The sequence below is a fragment of the Streptomyces lienomycini genome, assembly GCF_027947595.1.
In the GTDB taxonomy this organism is placed as follows: domain Bacteria; phylum Actinomycetota; class Actinomycetes; order Streptomycetales; family Streptomycetaceae; genus Streptomyces; species Streptomyces lienomycini.
This window is the reverse complement of the sequence record NZ_CP116257.1, coordinates 4,983,076-4,997,651: the sequence shown is the minus strand read 5'-3', so window position 1 is coordinate 4,997,651 and position 14,576 is coordinate 4,983,076. Positions and strand designations below refer to the sequence as shown.

The window sequence follows — 14,576 nt, the reverse complement described above, 5'->3', positions numbered from 1 at the left end:
ACGGATGGCGAGTGGTGGCGTACGACGTACGGCGGTCGCGATGGCGGCCCTTGGTTCCCTGCTGACGGTGACGGCGTTGTCGGCCTGCGGCGGCCCGTCGGGGCACGGCGCGGACTCCGGAGCGAGCGGGTCCGCCGACGGGGCGGGCAGGAGCGGTGCCACGGCCGCCGACCCGACCAGGATCCCCGGCGTCGGCGACCGGCTCCAAGGACACATCCCCGCCGATTCGCGCCAGGTCGTCGCGGTGTACGGCGACGGCAAAGATTCCGCCGACTCCACGGTCGTGCTGTACACGAAGCAGGGATCCGCCTGGCACCGCGCCCGGAGCTGGGCGGCGCACAACGGCAAGAAGGGGTGGACGACCGAACACCACGAGGACGACAAGCGCAGCCCTGTCGGCGTGTTCACGCTCAGCGACGCGGGCGGCGTGCTGCCGGACCCCGATCCGGCCCCCGGCGCCGGGCTGCCGTACAGCCGGTCCGCGAGCTTCGCGGCGCCGCGCTGGTGGGCCAAGTCGTACTGGCACGACTTCGACTACGTCATCGCCATCGACTACAACCGCGTCAAGGGCACCCCGCCGAACGATCCGACCCGACCCGAAGGCACGTCCAAGGGCGGTTCGATCTGGCTCCACATGGACCACGGCAGCGGCACGTCGGCCTGCGTCAGCCTGCCCAAGCCGGCGATGGAGTACCTGCTGCGCACGCTCGATCCGGAGCGGCACCCGGTGGTGGTGATGGGGGACCGGGCGCACCTGAAGGCCTGAGCGCAAGCCTCCCGGTCACCGGGACCACCCGGGACACGGGGAGCGCCCGGGACGCCCGGCCCCGGTTCACGGCGTGTGACGGCCCCGACCGCTCTCGGGGCCGTCGATCAGCGTGTCCAGCAGCCCGCCCAGCACCGAGCGCTGCTCTTCCGTCAGCGGGGCGAGGATCTCCTCCGCGGCGGCCCGGCGTGCGCCGCGCAGCTCCCGCAGGGCCGCGCGCCCCTCGTCGGTCAGCTCGATCCGGATGACCCGGCGGTTGGCGGGGTCCGGAACGCGGCGGGCCTTCCCTGCCGCCTCCAGCCCGTCGACCAGCGTCGTCACCGCCCGGGGCACAACCTCCAGGCGCTCGGCCAGATCGGCCATGCGAGGGGGTGAACCGTAGTGCGCCAGGGTGCGCAGAAGCCGGGACTGGGCCGGTGTGATGCCGAGGTCACGGTGCTCCAGATGGCGCTTCTGGATGCGGTGCACCCGGCGGGTGAGCCGCAGCAACTGCTCGGCGAGCAGGCCGTCGGGATCGGGGGCGGTCATACGGGAACAATATCAGGACGACGTTCATTGTGAGTATAGGTAACAATGACCTACGATCAGTAATCCCCCATCGCCGCCGAAGGAGCCCATGCATCCCGATCGCGAATCCACCTGGACCGCACCGGCCGACGCCGAGGAACAGCCCCGGCAGGTGCGTCGCATCCTCAAACTGTTCCGCCCCTACCGCGGCCGCCTCGCGGTCGTCGGCCTGCTGGTCGGCGCCGCCTCCCTGGTGTCGGTCGCCACGCCCTTCCTGCTCAAGGAGATCCTCGACGTCGCGATCCCCGAGGGGCGCACGGGCCTGCTGAGCCTGCTCGCCCTCGGCATGATCTTCGGCGCCGTCCTCACCAGCGTCTTCGGCGTGCTCCAGACCCTGATCTCCACGACGGTGGGCCAGCGCGTCATGCACGACCTGCGCACCGCCGTCTACGGCCGGCTGCAGCAGATGTCCCTCGCCTTCTTCACCCGCACCCGCACCGGCGAGGTCCAGTCCCGGATCGCCAACGACATCGGCGGCATGCAGGCCACCGTCACCTCCACGGCGACCTCCCTGGTCTCCAACCTCACCAGCGTCGTCGCCACGATCGTCGCCATGGTCGTCCTCGACTGGCGCCTCACCGTCGTCTCGCTGCTCCTCCTCCCGGTGTTCGTCTGGATCAGCCGCCGGGTCGGCAGGGAACGCAGGAAGATCACCACCCGGCGCCAGAAGCAGATGGCCGCGATGGCCGCGACGGTCACCGAGTCGCTCTCCGTCAGCGGCATCCTGCTCGGTCGCACCATGGGCCGGTCCGACTCGCTCACCCGCGCCTTCGCGGACGAGTCGGAGAGCCTGGTCGACCTCGAAGTGAAGTCGAACATGGCGGGCCGCTGGCGGATGGCCGTCATCACGATCGTCATGGCCGCCATGCCGGCCGTCATCTACTGGACCGCGGGCATCGCCCTGCAACTCGGCGGCCCGGACGTCTCGCTCGGCACGATCGTCGCCTTCGTCTCGCTCCAGCAGGGGCTGTTCCGTCCGACGGTGAGCCTGCTGTCGACCGGTGTCCAGATCCAGACCTCGCTCGCGCTCTTCCAGCGCATCTTCGAGTACCTCGACCTGCCGATCGACATCACCGAGCGGCCGGAACCCGTGCACCTCGACCACATCAAGGGCGAGGTCCGCTTCGAGAGCGTCGTCTTCGGGTACGGCGGCAAGGGGGGACCGGTCCTCGACGGCATCGACATCTCCGTCCCGGCCGGCAGCAGCCTCGCCGTCGTCGGTCCCACCGGCGCCGGCAAGTCCACGCTGGGCCACCTGGTGCCGCGGTTGTACGACGTGACGGGAGGCCGCGTCACCCTCGACGGGGTCGACGTGCGCGACCTGGACTTCGACACGCTCGCCCGCGCCGTCGGCGTCGTCTCGCAGGAGACGTACCTCTTCCACGCCTCGGTCGCCGAGAACCTGCGTTTCGCCAAGCCGGACGCCACCGACGCGGAGCTGGAGGCGGCGGCGAGGGCGGCGCAGATCCACGACCACATCGCCGCCCTGCCCGACGGCTACGACACGGTGGTCGGCGAGCGAGGCCACCGCTTCTCCGGGGGCGAGAAACAACGTCTGGCCATCGCCCGCACCATCCTGCGCGACCCGCCCGTCCTCGTCCTCGACGAGGCGACCAGCGCGCTGGACACCCGCACCGAGGCCGCCGTGCAGGACGCCATCGACGCCCTGTCCGCCGACCGCACCACGATCACCATCGCCCACCGCCTGTCCACCGTCCGGGACGCCGACCGGATCGTGGTCCTCGACTCCGGACGCCTGGCCGAGCAGGGCACGCACGAGGCGTTGCTGGCGCAGGACGGGAGGTACGCCGCGCTCGTCCGCCGGGACGCCCGACTGGAGCCGACAAGATGACGATATGCCGAGTTTGCGCGCAAATGGGGGTTAACGTGCCCGCATGCAGACGAACACTCCGCCGCGGAGCGCGAGGAGGGCCAGGAACACCAGGGGCCCCAGGAGAACGATCCGACTGACGCGCCGGGGCCGCATCGCCCTGATCGCGGCCGGCGCCGTCGTGGCCGGGACCGCCGTGGCGGTGCCGCTGCTGACGACGGACGACGAGGGCGGGTCCCGGCCGACGTCGCTGCTGATTCCGGAGGGCTGGCGCGCGACCCAGGTCTACGGGGCGGTCGACAAGGTCCTCGCCCTGCCCGCGGGCACCACCAAGAAGTCCCTGGCCAAGGCCGACCTCAAGCTGCCGAACGACGCCGAGGGCAACCCGGAGGGCTATCTCTTCCCGGCGACCTATCCACTCGGCGAGAACCCCACCCCGGAGAAGCTGCTGACGGCCATGGTCGACACGGCGAACAAGAAGTTCACGGGCGCGCCGGTCGCCGCGGGCGCCCAGCGCAACGCGCTGAACGTGTACCAGGCGGTCACCATCGCCAGCATCGTGCAGGCGGAGGCCGCCGCCAAGGAGGACATGGGCAAGGTCGCCCGAGTGGTCTTCAACCGGCTGGAACGCGGTATGCCGCTGCAGATGGACTCCACCATCAACTACGCGCTGGGCCGTTCCACCCTGAAGACCACGACCACGGACACGAAGATCGACAGTCCTTACAACTCGTACCAGCGCATGGGGCTGCCGCCCACGCCCATCGCCAACCCCGGCGACGAGGCGATGACCGCCGCGATCAACCCGACCCCCGGGGACTGGCTGTACTTCGTCACGGTCAAGCCCGGCGACACTCGGTTCACCGCCGACTACGCCGAACACCAGCGCAACGTCGCCGAGTTCAACCGCCTCCAGCAGAGCGCCTCGAAGAAGGCCGAGACCGGGGCCGCGAAGTGACCGGGCGGGGCGTCACGCGGCGACCGGTTCCCCGTCGGCCAGCAGCCGCCTGATGTCCCGCACGGCCGCACGCCCCGCCCGGTTGGCGCCGATGGTGCTGGCCGAGGGCCCGTAGCCGACGAGATGGATCCGAGGGTCGGCGACCGCGCGGGTCCCCTCCATCCGGATACCGCCGCCCGCCTCGCGCAGCCGCAGCGGCCGCAGATGGTCGATGGCGGCCCGGAATCCGGTCGCCCACAGGATGACGTCCGCGGCCACCCGCCGCCCGTCGCTCCACTCCACGCCCTCGGGCGTGATCCGGTCGAACATGGGCTGCCGGTCCAGCACCCCGGACTCCAGCCCGGCCCGGACCGCGTCGTTCAGCGGCAGCCCGGTCACCGACACGACGCTCTTGGGCGGCAGCCCCTGCCGTACCCGCTCCTCCACGAGCGCCACCGCCGCCCGGCCCGCGTCCTCGTCGAAGGGCCCCTCGCGGAAGACAGGAGGCCTCCTGGTCACCCACGTGGTGGCCGCCGCGTACGGGGCGATCTCCAGCAGGTGCTGCGTCCCCGAGGCGCCGCCGCCCACCACGATCACGCGCCGACCCGCGAACTTCTCGGGCCCGGCATACCCCGCGGTGTGCAGTTGCCGACCCCGGAAGCTCTCCTGCCCCGGGTAGCGCGGCCAGAAGGGCCGGTCCCAGGTGCCGGTCGCGTTGATCAGCGCACGCGTCGACCACTCCCCGGCCGAAGTGTCGACGAGCAGTCGCCCGCCCGTCCCCTCGCGCACGGCGCGGACATCGACGGGCCGCCGGACGCGCAGGTCGAAGGTCCGCTCGTACGCCGCGAAGTACCCGGCGACCACCTCGGCGGACGGCCGCTCCGGATCGGCACCGGTCAGCTCCATGCCCGGCAGGGCGTGCATCCCGTGCACCTTGCCGTACGTCAGCGACGGCCAGCGGAACTGCCAGGCACCGCCGGGGCCGGGGGAGTGGTCGAGCACCACGAAGTCGCGCTCCGGCTCGAAACCGGCGCGTCGCAGGTGGTAGGCGGCGGCGAGTCCGGCCTGGCCCGCGCCGATGACGACGACCTCGACCTCGCGTGTGTTGTTCACGCTTCTACCAACGGCGCCGCAGGCCCCGATCTTCCCCCGGTGTCAGGATGGGGTCATGCCAGATGCCTTCACCACCCGAGTACTCAGCCTCGCCACCGGCTCGGCGGAGCGGGTCGCCGACATCACCGGGGACTGCGAGACCTTCCTGCGCGAGGCCGCGGCCGGTCGCGACGGCCTCCTCAACGTCTTCGTTCCGCACGCCACCGCCGGCATCGCGATCATCGAGACCGGCGCCGGCAGCGACGACGACCTGCTGTCCGCCCTGCACAGCCTGCTCCCGGCCGACGACCGCTGGCAGCACCGCCACGGCAGCCCCGGCCACGGACGCGACCACGTCCTGCCCGCCTTCGTACCACCGCACGCCACACTGCCGGTGATCGGCGGCCACCTGGAGCTGGGAACGTGGCAGTCGGTGTGCCTGGTGGACACCAACCGGGATAATCCCGACCGTCAGGTTCGGTTGAGTTTCCTGGGATGATCCCGGGGCGATCGACATCGTCCTGAGTGCGGCCACTGATCCTCCGGACGCCCTGGCGTCGAAACGCGGAAACTGCTTTGCGCCCCACGCCTGTCGGTGTGGAAGCTGGCTTGCCGGAGGTACTGAAGATGACCAACGTTGTGGTGAAGCTGTCTGTCCGTGACCTGGTCCATGCCGACCTGGCGTCGTGCGGCTGGGCAGGGTCCGACCACCACCTGGCCGGCGTCGTCGGACAGTTGGAACGCGCCCGTATCGGTGAGGTCGACTACTTGGCGGTCTGCCCCGCGACCGACATCCCGGTGGCGAAGGGCGGCATCGACTATCAGATCAAGGCAGGTGCCGGCACTCTGTGGCAACTGGCAGTCCACCCCGCCCTGCAGTCGTGCGGGATCGGGACGCTTCTTGTCGAAGCCGCGGAACTGCGGATCAGAAAGCGCGGCCTGCTCCAGGCCGAGCTGGCCGTGGAGGAGAACAACCCCAGGGCCCGCGCACTGTACGAACGACTGGGATACGTCGCGTACGACCGTCAGCCGGACTCGTGGGACGAGCAGGCCCCTGATGGATCGTTGCGCCGCTACGAGACGATCTGCACGTTGATGCGAAAGGAACTCACCGACGCTCCTTGAGCTCGGGGGACAGCCCTCAGGAGGCTGCGAAGGGGGCGCACGGCCCGGTACCGCGGCGCAGGGGCCCGCCCCGCCGCACGGCCCGCAACCTCTGATCTGCGTCAAGTCGGTCCTGGGCACGGTGCGTCGCGGGAACCATGGCGCCATGTCGACATGGAAGCGGGTTCTTGCTCCGATACGGAGACACTGGCGGCGTGTCTTCTTCCCCGTCGGGTTCGTCATGAACGTCTGGGGGAACAGCCTCTACGACACTCCGCACCGGGGTGTCGGCCTGGCCATGTTCGTCGGGGGCCTCGTCCTGGTCTTCGGTGGGCGGCGTCCTTGGAGCGGCTTCACGGATGGTTGGCACACCCCGAAGCGGATTCTTCGCCGTGTCGACGAGACCTGGAACGAGCCGCAGTGGAAGCGCCGTTGGGGATACCTGAAGCTGACGGTCTGGGGCGTCGCGGTGTTCGCCGTCGTGCGGCATGGCTGGGGGCTGCTCGCTGACATAGAGCGGGAGCCGGACCAAGTGGTCGCCCACGTGGCGTCCGCGCAGGTGTTGATGTGCGCTTGGGTGCTCCTTCCGGTGTGGGGGCAGGCAGCCGAGCCGGACCTGCCGGCAGCTGAGCTGCTGGACAGGCTGAGCTCGCGGGTCTGGCGGGCGATGCTCGGCCGGACGGTCGCCAACGCCGCCGGCATCTACTTCGCGGCGGTGGTCATTCACGCCTATGTCGTCACGACCCGTCCGTCGCTGATCGTGCCGGTCGCGGTGACACTCGGGGGCGCCATCATCGCGGTGGGCCACAAGGGCTGGATGCGGCTGCGCAAGTTGTCCACGCAACTGCACAGCAACATCGTGACGCTGGAACGGGATCTGGACCTGATCCCCGGCAGCGAAGGCGACAAGGTCCGCGAGCGGCAGGACGCGGCGCGCAGAAGTTGGGATGCGGTGCACCTGGATCTGCAGACGCCGGTGGACACCGGCTATGCCGTCATCGGCACCCCGTTCCTGCCGGCCGAGATGATCGACGACCTGTGCCGGAGGGTGGAGCGGGCGGTGGAGCTGCTGCCGTCGGACGAGACCGCCACCGCCGGCGTATCGGCCGACCTCGACAAGATCCGTGAGGCGTGCAGGGGCCGGATCGATTCGGTCGCGTGAACTGACTGCCTGACTGCCTGGCTGCCTGACCGGCTGCCCGGCTTTCCGGCCGGCTGCCGGGACGCCTGCGCCGGATCGGCTACTCGACCGCCATCTCGCCGAGTTCCGACCAGTCGTCCTGGTCGATCGTCGCGTTGACGACGCGCGGTGTCCGGGCCAGATGGCGCGGCAGCTTCTCCTGCGCGGCCCTGAAGTGGGCGGACTGGACGTGGGCAGCGCCCGCCTCGTCGTCGCGGAACGCCTCGACCAGGACGTATTCCGAGGGGTCGTCGACGCTGCGGGACCAGTCGAACCAGAGGCAGCCGGGTTCCGCCCGGGTGGCCCGGGTGAACTCGCCGGAGATCTCCGGCCACTGGTCGGCATGTTCGGGGAGTACCTGGAACTTCGCCGTGATGAAGATCATCGGTTCGCCTTCCGTGGTCGTGCGGGGCGGGGACGGGACGGGTACCTCGCCGTGCGTATCCGTACCCGGTCCCGCGCCGTCGGCACCCTCGGCTCGGCCGGACGGGGTGAGGGCAGAGGCCGGTGCCGCCGCCCCGCCCGGCCGGGGATCAGGCGTCGGTCCGCGCCCGTCCCCGGCTCACCAGCCGCTTCACCAGGGGCCAGGCCAGCAGCAGCACGATCACCGCGTACACCGTCACCGAGAACGGCGTGTTGACCAGGCCGGACACGCTCCCGTCGCTGATCTGCAGGGCGCGGCGCAGCTGCTGCTCGGCGTTCGGGCCGAGGATGACGCCGATCACGGCGGGCAGGATGGGCAGACCGTAGCGGCGCATGCCGAAGCCGATGAGGCCGATGACCAGGAGGATCACCAGGTCGACCACCTCACCGCCGACCGCGTACGCGCCGACCGCGGCGAAGAACATGATGCCCGCGTACAGGTACGGCCGCGGGATGCGCAGCAGCTTGGCCCAGACGGGGGCCAGCGGCAGGTTCAGGGCGAGCAGCAGCACCATGCCGACGAAGAGCGAGGCGATCAGGCCCCACACCAGCTCGGGCTCGCGTTCGAAGAGCAGCGGGCCGGGCTGGATGCCGTACTGCTGGAAGGCGGCCAGCATGACCGCCGCGACGGCGGTGGTCGGCAGGCCCAGGGTCAGCATGGACACCAGCGTGCCCGCGGCCGAGGCCGACGCCGCCGACTCGGGACCGGCCACGCCCTCGATGGCGCCCTTGCCCCACTCGTCCTTGTGCTTGGACAGGCGCTTCTCCGTGACGTACGACAGGAAGGTGGGTATCTCCGCGCCGCCCGCCGGGATCGCACCGAACGGGAAGCCGATGAGCGGACCGCGCAGCCAGGACTTCCAGGTGCGCCTCACGTCGGCGCGGCCGAGCCAGGGACGGCCCACCGGGATCGGCTCGGCCGCCCCGCGCCGCAGATGGGCCGCCACCCACAGCGCCTCGCCGATCGCGAACAGACCGACCGCGACGATCACCACGTCCACCCCGTCGGCGAGCTGCAGCGAGCCGAACGTCAGCCGCTGCTGGCCGGTCATCTGGTCCAGGCCCACCAGGCCGATGGTCAGGCCGATCAGCAGCGAGGCCAGGCCTCTGACCCGCGAGGAACCCAGCACCGACGTCACGGCGATGAACGCCAGCACCATGATGGCGAAGTAGTCCGGGGCGCCGATGTCCACCGCCAGGTCGGCGACGGTCGGGGCCAGCACCACCAGCAGGATCGTGCCGATCATGCCGCCGGCGAAGTGACCGATGGCCGCGGCCGCCAGCGCCTGCGCGCCGCGTCCCGCCTTGGCCATGGGGTTGCCCTCCATGGCCGCGACCACGGCCGCGCTCTCGCCGGGGGTGTTGAGCAGGATGGAGGTGGTCGAACCGCCGAACATCGCGCCGTAGTAGATGCCGGCGAACATGATGAACGCGGCGACCGGGTCCAGCCCGTACGTCACCGGCAGCAGCAGTGCCACCGCCATCGCCGGGCCGATGCCGGGCAGCACACCGATGGCGGTGCCGAGCAGCACGCCCAGGGCGGCCCACAGCAGATTGATGGGGGTGAGGGCCGTACCGAACCCGTCCATGAGGGAGTTGAGGGCGTTCATGTCAGAGCACTCCCATCAGCGGACCGCCGGGCAGCGGCACACCGAGCAGCTTGTCGAAGACGACGTAGGTGATCAGGGACAGCACCGCGGCGATCAGCGGATCGCGGTCCACGCGGCGGCTGCCGAGGGCGAAGGCGGCGCCCCAGAAGAGCAGCGCCCCGGCGACGGGGAAACCGGCCGGCTCGATCAGGGCGGCGGCGCCCAGGAAGATGCCGGAGAGCAGCAGCACCGTGCGCCAGTCGGCCGGTTCGGACAGGTCGACGTCCTCGCCGCCCTCGGCCTCGCCCCGGCCGCCGCGCAGCACGTCGACGGCGAGCAGCGCGGCGATCACCAGCAGGCCGGCGCCGACCACGATCGGCACGGTCTTGGGGCCGACCGGCCCGCGCTGGGTGATGTCGACGTTCATCGTGAGCGCGTCGGTCAGGACCAGCGCGCCGAGCGCCAGCAGCAGGGCGCACACGCCGAGTTCGGAGTGCTCGCGCAGCCACGAGCGCCGACCGGCGGCCGCCTCCACGGGGAGTTCGGTGGGCGTCGTCACAGTCCCAGCTCCTTCAGCACCGACACCACGCGCTTGTCCTGGGCCTCCAGGAAGTCGCCGAACTTCTCACCGGTCAGGAACGCGTCGTCCCAGCCGTTCTGGTCCATGGACTTCTTCCATTCGGGCGAGTCGTGCAGCTCCTCCACCAGGCGGGTGAGCTTGTCGCGCTGCGCCTCGGACAGGCCGGGCGGGGCGACGATGCCGCGCCAGTTGGTGAAGTCCACGTCGTAGCCGGACTCCTTGAGCGTGGGTGCGTCCTTCAGGTCGTCCACCCGCTCGGGACCGGTCACCGCGAGCACCCTCAGCTCGCCCGCCTTGATCTGGTCCAGGTACTCACCGACGCCGGAGACGCCGAAGCCGACCTTGTTGCCGAGGATGGAGGCGAGCAGCTCGCCGCCGCCGTCGAAGGGGATGTAGTTGACCGACTTCGGCTCGATACCGGCGGCCTGCGCCATCAGCATCGGGGCGAGGTGGTCGGGTCCGCCAGGTGACGAGCCGCCGCCGACGGGGATCTTGCCCGGGTCCTTCTTCCAGGCGTCCACCAGCTCGTCGATCGTCTTGTACGGCGAGTCCTTGCCGACCACGACGACGTCCTGCTCCTCGGTGAGGCGGGCGATCGGCGTGGTGTCGGCGAGGGTCTTGGGGGCGTGGTTGGAGCGGACGGCGCCGACTACGCCGAGGCCCATGGACATGGCGAGCTTGCCGTTGCCGTGCTCGCTCACCAGCCGGCTCAGCCCCACGGTGCCGCCCGCGCCGGGCAGGTTGAAGACCTCGATGTTGTGCGTGAGCCCGGCGTCCTCGGCGTTCTTGGCGGCCGTGCGAGCGGTGATGTCGTAGCCGCCGCCGGGCGTGTTGGGAACCATGAAGCGCAGGCCCGGGATCTGGGTGCCGGAATCGGAGTCGTCGCCGGAGGACAGCAACGGCGGTCCCGCCAGCACGAGCACGGCGGCCCCGAGCAGGGCAAGGGGAGTGCGCAGGCGCACGAATGACACCACCTGTCGGTTGGGTAGAGCGGTACGGGGAAGCCCTGTGGGGGAGGGTGACGTGGGCCACATGGTGCCCGCGCGTCCGCCTCCTGTCTTCCTTGCGGAACCAAGGGAGGTTGTGTTCATTGCGGTCGCCGGAGCGCCCCTGGGGCGTCGCCGGAACGCCGTCTGGGCAGGCGCCGAAACGGTGCCCCGGCCTCACCGGGGCGGGTGCCGGTACGTGGCCGTCGTATCGCCGGTTCATTGCGAAGAAGGCACATCAGAGGCACGTCTCTTTCCTTCGCCGCAGGTGGGCGCCATGATGGCGACCCGGCACCCCCGCCCCCCCCGTGAGCCGAGAACGAGTCAGCCGTGGCCCCCACCTTCCGCCGTCAGACCCTCGCGGGCGAGATGCTGGTCCTCCAGCTCGCCATCGTCGTGGTCGTCCTGCTCGCGGTCGCCGCCGTCTCGCTCGCCCAGTCCGAGGCGACCTTCAACCGCGTCGAAGGCCGCCGCGTCACCGCCCTCGCCGAACAGCTGGCCGCCACGCCGCTGGTCCGCAGCCAGCTGCTGAGCCCCGTGCCGCAGGAGGCCCTCGCCCCGCTGGTGAACTCCACGCAGACCCAGTCCGGCGTCACCTCCGTCACCGTCGCCGACGCCGACGGCCGCGTCGTCAGCTCCACCGACCCCACGCTGATCGGCGGCCGGCTGCCGCGCGGCGCGGGCGCCGGTGCCGCGAGCGGCTGGTCGGGGCCGCTGACCGTGCAGGGCGGCCGGGAACTCGTCGCCCAGGTCCCGGTGATCGGTGCCACCCGGCGGGCCCTCGGCCACCACCTCGGCACGGTGATGGTCGGCGAGGCAGACCCGACGGTGTGGCAGCGACTCAGCGGCGCCTCCTCCTACCTCCTGGCCTACCTCGGCATCGCCAGCGGCCTCGGCGTGGCCGGTTCCTGGCTGCTGGCCCGGCGCGTCAAGCGGCAGACCCTCGGCCTGGAACCGCGCGAGATCGCGGGCCTCGCCGAGCACCGGGAGGCCATGCTCTACGGCATCGCCGAAGGCGTCGTGGCCCTCGACCCGCACCACCGGCTCACCCTGGTCAACGAGATGGGCCGGCGTCTGCTCGACCTGCCCGCCGACTGCGTGGGCCAGAGCCTGGACGGCCTCGGCATCGACGGGCGGCTGCGCGACGTCCTGGCCGGTGCCACGCCCGAAGCGGCCGAGCCGCGCGACGAGGTCGTCGTCCGCCACGGGCGGGTCCTGGTCATGAACCGCATGACCGTCGCCAAGGACGGCCGCCCGCTCGGCTCCGTCACCACCCTGCGCGACCGCACCGAACTGGCCCGCCTGGAGCGGGAGATCGGTTCCTTCCGCAGCACCTCCGAGCTGCTGCGCGCCCAGGCCCACGAGTTCGCCAACCAGTTGCACACCATCTCCGGACTCATCCAGATCGGCGAACAGGACGAGGTGGTGCGCTACGTCCGCGGACTCAGCCGGCGCCGCCAGTCCCTGGACGTCACCCTGAGCCGCCGGGTCCGGGACACCGCCGTGGCCGCGCTGATCACGGCGAAGGCGTCCCTGGCGGCCGAGCGCAGGGTCGCGCTGCGCGTGTCGGACCGTACGGCGCTGGACCGGCTGGCCCCGGAGGACGCCGCCGACGTGGCGACGGTGGTCGGCAACCTCGTCGACAACGCGGTCGACGCCGCCGCGGCCCCCGGCGACGAGCACGAGCCATGGGTCGAGGTCGAACTGCGGCAGGACGCCGCCAGCGTGGAGATCGTGGTCCGCGACTCCGGGCCCGGCGTCGCACCCGAACTGGCCCGGGAGGTCTTCTCCCACGGCTTCACCACCAAGGCCGCCCGGCAGGGCGAGCGCGGCATCGGCCTGGCGCTGACCCGGCTCGTCTGCGAACGTCACGGCGGTGAGATCTCGGTGACCAACACCCCCGAGGGGGCCGTGTTCACCGCACGCATGACCGTCAGCCACCTCACCGACGCGGTGGCGGAAGGAGCAGCACCATGACGGCTACGAGCGGCACGTCCGACGCGACCGCCCCGACCCCCGCGACCCGGGCGGCACCCCGTGGCGCCGGGCCGATCGGCGTACTCGTGGTCGACGACGACTTCATGGTGGCCCGCGTCCACCGCGCGTTCGTCGAACGGGTCGAGCCCTTCCGGGTCCTCGGGGTCGCCGGTACCGGGGAGCAGGCACTCGACGCCGTCGGGGAACTGCGCCCCGACCTGGTCCTGCTCGACCTGTACCTGCCGGACGTCTTCGGCCTCGACGTCATACCCCGGCTGCGTGCCGCGGGCCACGACTGCGACGTCATGGTGATCAGCGCGGCCCGCGAGGCGGACGCGGTGCGCGGCGCCGTGCGGCACGGGGTCGTCGACTACCTGCTCAAACCGTTCGAGTTCGAGGACCTGAGGATCCGCCTGGAACGCTACGCCGTCCAACGGGGCCGGCTGCTCGGCACCGTCGTACGCAGCCAGGCCGACGTCGACCGGGTACTGGCCGGAGCCGCCGCGCAGGCCGCCACCGCCCCCGCGCTGCCCAAGGGCATGAGCGTGGAGACCGCCGAACTGGTCGAGCGCACGCTCCGGGAGGCGGACGGCACCCTGTCCGCCAGCGAGTGCGCGGCGCTGACCGGCGTCTCCCGGGTCAGTGCCCGCCGGTACCTGGAGCACTTCCACACCGTCGGCAGCGCGGACGTCTCGCTGCGCTACGGCGTGGCGGGCCGGCCCGAACGCCGCTACCGCTTCCGGGGAGCCGTCACCGGCCTGGCGCTCCCGCCCGCAGCCCGTCCATGACGAAGTCCAGGAACCGGGTGACCCTCGGCTGCCGGTCCTCGCCGGGACTGATCAGCCACAGACCGCCGAGGACGAGGAAGAAGTCGTCCCCGGTCACTCCGGGCCGGATCGTGCCGGCCTCGTCGTTGGCACGGAGCAGAAGCTCCGCCGCCTCCTCCAGCGGGGTGGGGCGCGGCTTCTCCGGCGCCCCGGGTGCGCTGGTGACCAGCCGGATCGCGTCCGCCAGACCGGCCTTGGTCATGGCGAACTCGGCGAGGCGGTCCATCCATTCGCGCAGCGCCAGATCGGGTTCCCGGGTGGCCAGCATCTCGGGCGCGGCCTGGGCCACCTGCTGCATCCCGTGGCGGTAGATCTCCAGGACGAGTGCCTCACGGTTCGGGAAGTTGCGGTAGAAGGTGCCCTGCCCGACCCCCGCCTTCTTGGCGATGGCGCTCAACGGCGCGTTCGCGCAGTGCGTCAGTTCTTCCGTGGCCACTGCCAGGATGCGCTCGCGGTTGCGCTGGGCGTCCGAGCGCAGGGGAGTGTCCGGCTTGTCCCTCTTCGGCTGCGGCACTCGTCCCCCTTCCGGGTTGTGGCCGAATCCCGACCTTGCTAAGCGGACAGCTGTCCGTTACGTTCTCGGTGAGCGGACAGTTGTCCGGTTGCCCGTCCAGTCTAGCGGCGGACGCGGCCACGTGGACCGGCCGGTGGTCGACCGGCCGCGAATGACCCCCACTGCCTACAGCCCGTTTCTCCCTGTCAAGACATCCCGCTGTC

At 71.3% G+C, this 14,576-nt stretch carries 15 protein-coding genes; 8 read left to right on the top strand and 7 right to left on the bottom strand.

Going from position 1 to position 14,576, the window contains the following annotated elements; genetic code table 11:
• The first annotated feature begins 4 nt into the window (after positions 1–4).
• Entirely contained in the window at positions 5–766 is a 762-nt protein-coding gene (locus BJ961_RS22705) for a L,D-transpeptidase family protein (RefSeq protein ID WP_271414653.1), read from the top strand.
• Between the two features lie 66 nt (positions 767–832).
• On the opposite strand, the gene BJ961_RS22700 is transcribed toward BJ961_RS22705, so the two are convergent.
• Positions 833–1,294: a MarR family winged helix-turn-helix transcriptional regulator gene (locus BJ961_RS22700; RefSeq protein ID WP_271414652.1), complete on the bottom strand. Its 462-nt coding sequence runs from the start codon at positions 1,292–1,294 to the stop codon at positions 833–835.
• Positions 1,295–1,382: 88 nt separating this feature from the next.
• Here BJ961_RS22700 and BJ961_RS22695 point away from each other — a divergent pair, with 88 nt between their 5' ends.
• Entirely contained in the window at positions 1,383–3,185 is a 1,803-nt protein-coding gene (locus tag BJ961_RS22695) for an ABC transporter ATP-binding protein (protein ID WP_271414651.1), read from the top strand.
• 43 nt (positions 3,186–3,228) lie between these two features.
• On the top strand, positions 3,229–4,122 hold the full coding sequence (gene mltG, locus BJ961_RS22690) for an endolytic transglycosylase MltG (protein WP_381160441.1): 894 nt from the start codon (positions 3,229–3,231) through the stop codon (positions 4,120–4,122).
• A gap of 12 nt (positions 4,123–4,134) precedes the next feature.
• On the opposite strand, the gene BJ961_RS22685 is transcribed toward mltG, so the two are convergent.
• Positions 4,135–5,214 carry an NAD(P)-binding domain-containing protein gene (locus BJ961_RS22685; protein WP_271414650.1) on the bottom strand — a complete coding sequence of 360 codons (1,080 nt, stop codon included), beginning with the start codon at positions 5,212–5,214 and terminating at the stop codon, positions 4,135–4,137.
• Positions 5,215–5,269: 55 nt separating this feature from the next.
• On the opposite strand from BJ961_RS22685, the gene BJ961_RS22680 reads away from it, so the two are divergent.
• From BJ961_RS22680 to BJ961_RS22670, 3 genes are all read left to right on the top strand, one after another.
• Positions 5,270–5,692: a YjbQ family protein gene (locus BJ961_RS22680; protein ID WP_271414649.1), complete on the top strand. Its 423-nt coding sequence runs from the start codon at positions 5,270–5,272 to the stop codon at positions 5,690–5,692.
• Positions 5,693–5,820: 128 nt separating this feature from the next.
• Complete coding sequence (locus BJ961_RS22675; RefSeq protein WP_271414648.1) at positions 5,821–6,318, top strand: GNAT family N-acetyltransferase; 498 nt, start codon at positions 5,821–5,823, stop codon at positions 6,316–6,318.
• A gap of 145 nt (positions 6,319–6,463) precedes the next feature.
• Positions 6,464–7,459 carry a hypothetical protein gene (locus BJ961_RS22670; protein WP_271414647.1) on the top strand — a complete coding sequence of 332 codons (996 nt, stop codon included), beginning with the start codon at positions 6,464–6,466 and terminating at the stop codon, positions 7,457–7,459.
• Between the two features lie 79 nt (positions 7,460–7,538).
• On the opposite strand, the gene BJ961_RS22665 is transcribed toward BJ961_RS22670, so the two are convergent.
• The 4 genes from BJ961_RS22665 to BJ961_RS22650 form a co-directional block, all read right to left on the bottom strand.
• Positions 7,539–7,862 (bottom strand): putative quinol monooxygenase, encoded by a 324-nt coding sequence (locus BJ961_RS22665; protein WP_271414646.1) that lies wholly within the window; start codon positions 7,860–7,862, stop codon positions 7,539–7,541.
• A 148-nt stretch (positions 7,863–8,010) separates the two neighbouring features.
• Complete coding sequence (locus tag BJ961_RS22660; protein WP_271414645.1) at positions 8,011–9,510, bottom strand: tripartite tricarboxylate transporter permease; 1,500 nt, start codon at positions 9,508–9,510, stop codon at positions 8,011–8,013.
• Between the two features lies 1 nt (position 9,511).
• Positions 9,512–10,048, bottom strand: a complete 537-nt coding sequence (locus tag BJ961_RS22655; protein ID WP_271414644.1) for a tripartite tricarboxylate transporter TctB family protein — start codon at positions 10,046–10,048, stop codon at positions 9,512–9,514.
• Complete coding sequence (locus BJ961_RS22650) at positions 10,045–11,031, bottom strand: Bug family tripartite tricarboxylate transporter substrate binding protein (RefSeq protein WP_271414643.1); 987 nt, start codon at positions 11,029–11,031, stop codon at positions 10,045–10,047. Before BJ961_RS22650 ends, BJ961_RS22655 begins: the two co-directional genes overlap by 4 nt.
• 354 nt (positions 11,032–11,385) lie before the next feature.
• Here BJ961_RS22650 and BJ961_RS22645 point away from each other — a divergent pair, with 354 nt between their 5' ends.
• Both BJ961_RS22645 and BJ961_RS22640 read left to right on the top strand, forming a co-directional pair.
• Positions 11,386–13,032, top strand: coding sequence for a sensor histidine kinase (locus BJ961_RS22645; protein WP_271414642.1), 1,647 nt, complete (start codon positions 11,386–11,388; stop codon positions 13,030–13,032).
• The gene (locus tag BJ961_RS22640; RefSeq protein WP_271414641.1) at positions 13,029–13,820 is read left to right on the top strand and encodes a response regulator; all 792 of its coding nucleotides are present in this window, start codon (positions 13,029–13,031) and stop codon (positions 13,818–13,820) included. The genes BJ961_RS22645 and BJ961_RS22640 overlap by 4 nt, the downstream gene beginning before the upstream one ends.
• On the opposite strand, the gene xdhR is transcribed toward BJ961_RS22640, so the two are convergent.
• Complete coding sequence (gene xdhR, locus BJ961_RS22635; protein ID WP_271414640.1) at positions 13,783–14,373, bottom strand: purine salvage operon transcriptional regulator XdhR; 591 nt, start codon at positions 14,371–14,373, stop codon at positions 13,783–13,785. The two genes, BJ961_RS22640 and xdhR, sit on opposite strands and share 38 nt — an antisense overlap.
• Between the last annotated feature and the right edge of the window lie 203 nt (positions 14,374–14,576).

What these genes read in the sequence shown, in the direction of transcription:
- BJ961_RS22705 (WP_271414653.1), top strand. Translation starts at nt 5, where the DNA reads ATGGCGAGTGGTGGCGTACGACGTACGGCGGTCGCGATGGCGGCCCTT.
- BJ961_RS22700 (WP_271414652.1), bottom strand. Translation starts at nt 1,294, where the DNA reads ATGACCGCCCCCGATCCCGACGGCCTGCTCGCCGAGCAGTTGCTGCGG.
- BJ961_RS22695 (WP_271414651.1), top strand. Translation starts at nt 1,383, where the DNA reads ATGCATCCCGATCGCGAATCCACCTGGACCGCACCGGCCGACGCCGAG.
- mltG (WP_381160441.1), top strand. Translation starts at nt 3,229, where the DNA reads ATGCAGACGAACACTCCGCCGCGGAGCGCGAGGAGGGCCAGGAACACC.
- BJ961_RS22680 (WP_271414649.1), top strand. Translation starts at nt 5,270, where the DNA reads ATGCCAGATGCCTTCACCACCCGAGTACTCAGCCTCGCCACCGGCTCG.
- BJ961_RS22675 (WP_271414648.1), top strand. Translation starts at nt 5,821, where the DNA reads ATGACCAACGTTGTGGTGAAGCTGTCTGTCCGTGACCTGGTCCATGCC.
- BJ961_RS22670 (WP_271414647.1), top strand. Translation starts at nt 6,464, where the DNA reads ATGTCGACATGGAAGCGGGTTCTTGCTCCGATACGGAGACACTGGCGG.
- BJ961_RS22665 (WP_271414646.1), bottom strand. Translation starts at nt 7,862, where the DNA reads ATGATCTTCATCACGGCGAAGTTCCAGGTACTCCCCGAACATGCCGAC.
- BJ961_RS22660 (WP_271414645.1), bottom strand. Translation starts at nt 9,510, where the DNA reads ATGAACGCCCTCAACTCCCTCATGGACGGGTTCGGTACGGCCCTCACC.
- BJ961_RS22640 (WP_271414641.1), top strand. Translation starts at nt 13,029, where the DNA reads ATGACGGCTACGAGCGGCACGTCCGACGCGACCGCCCCGACCCCCGCG.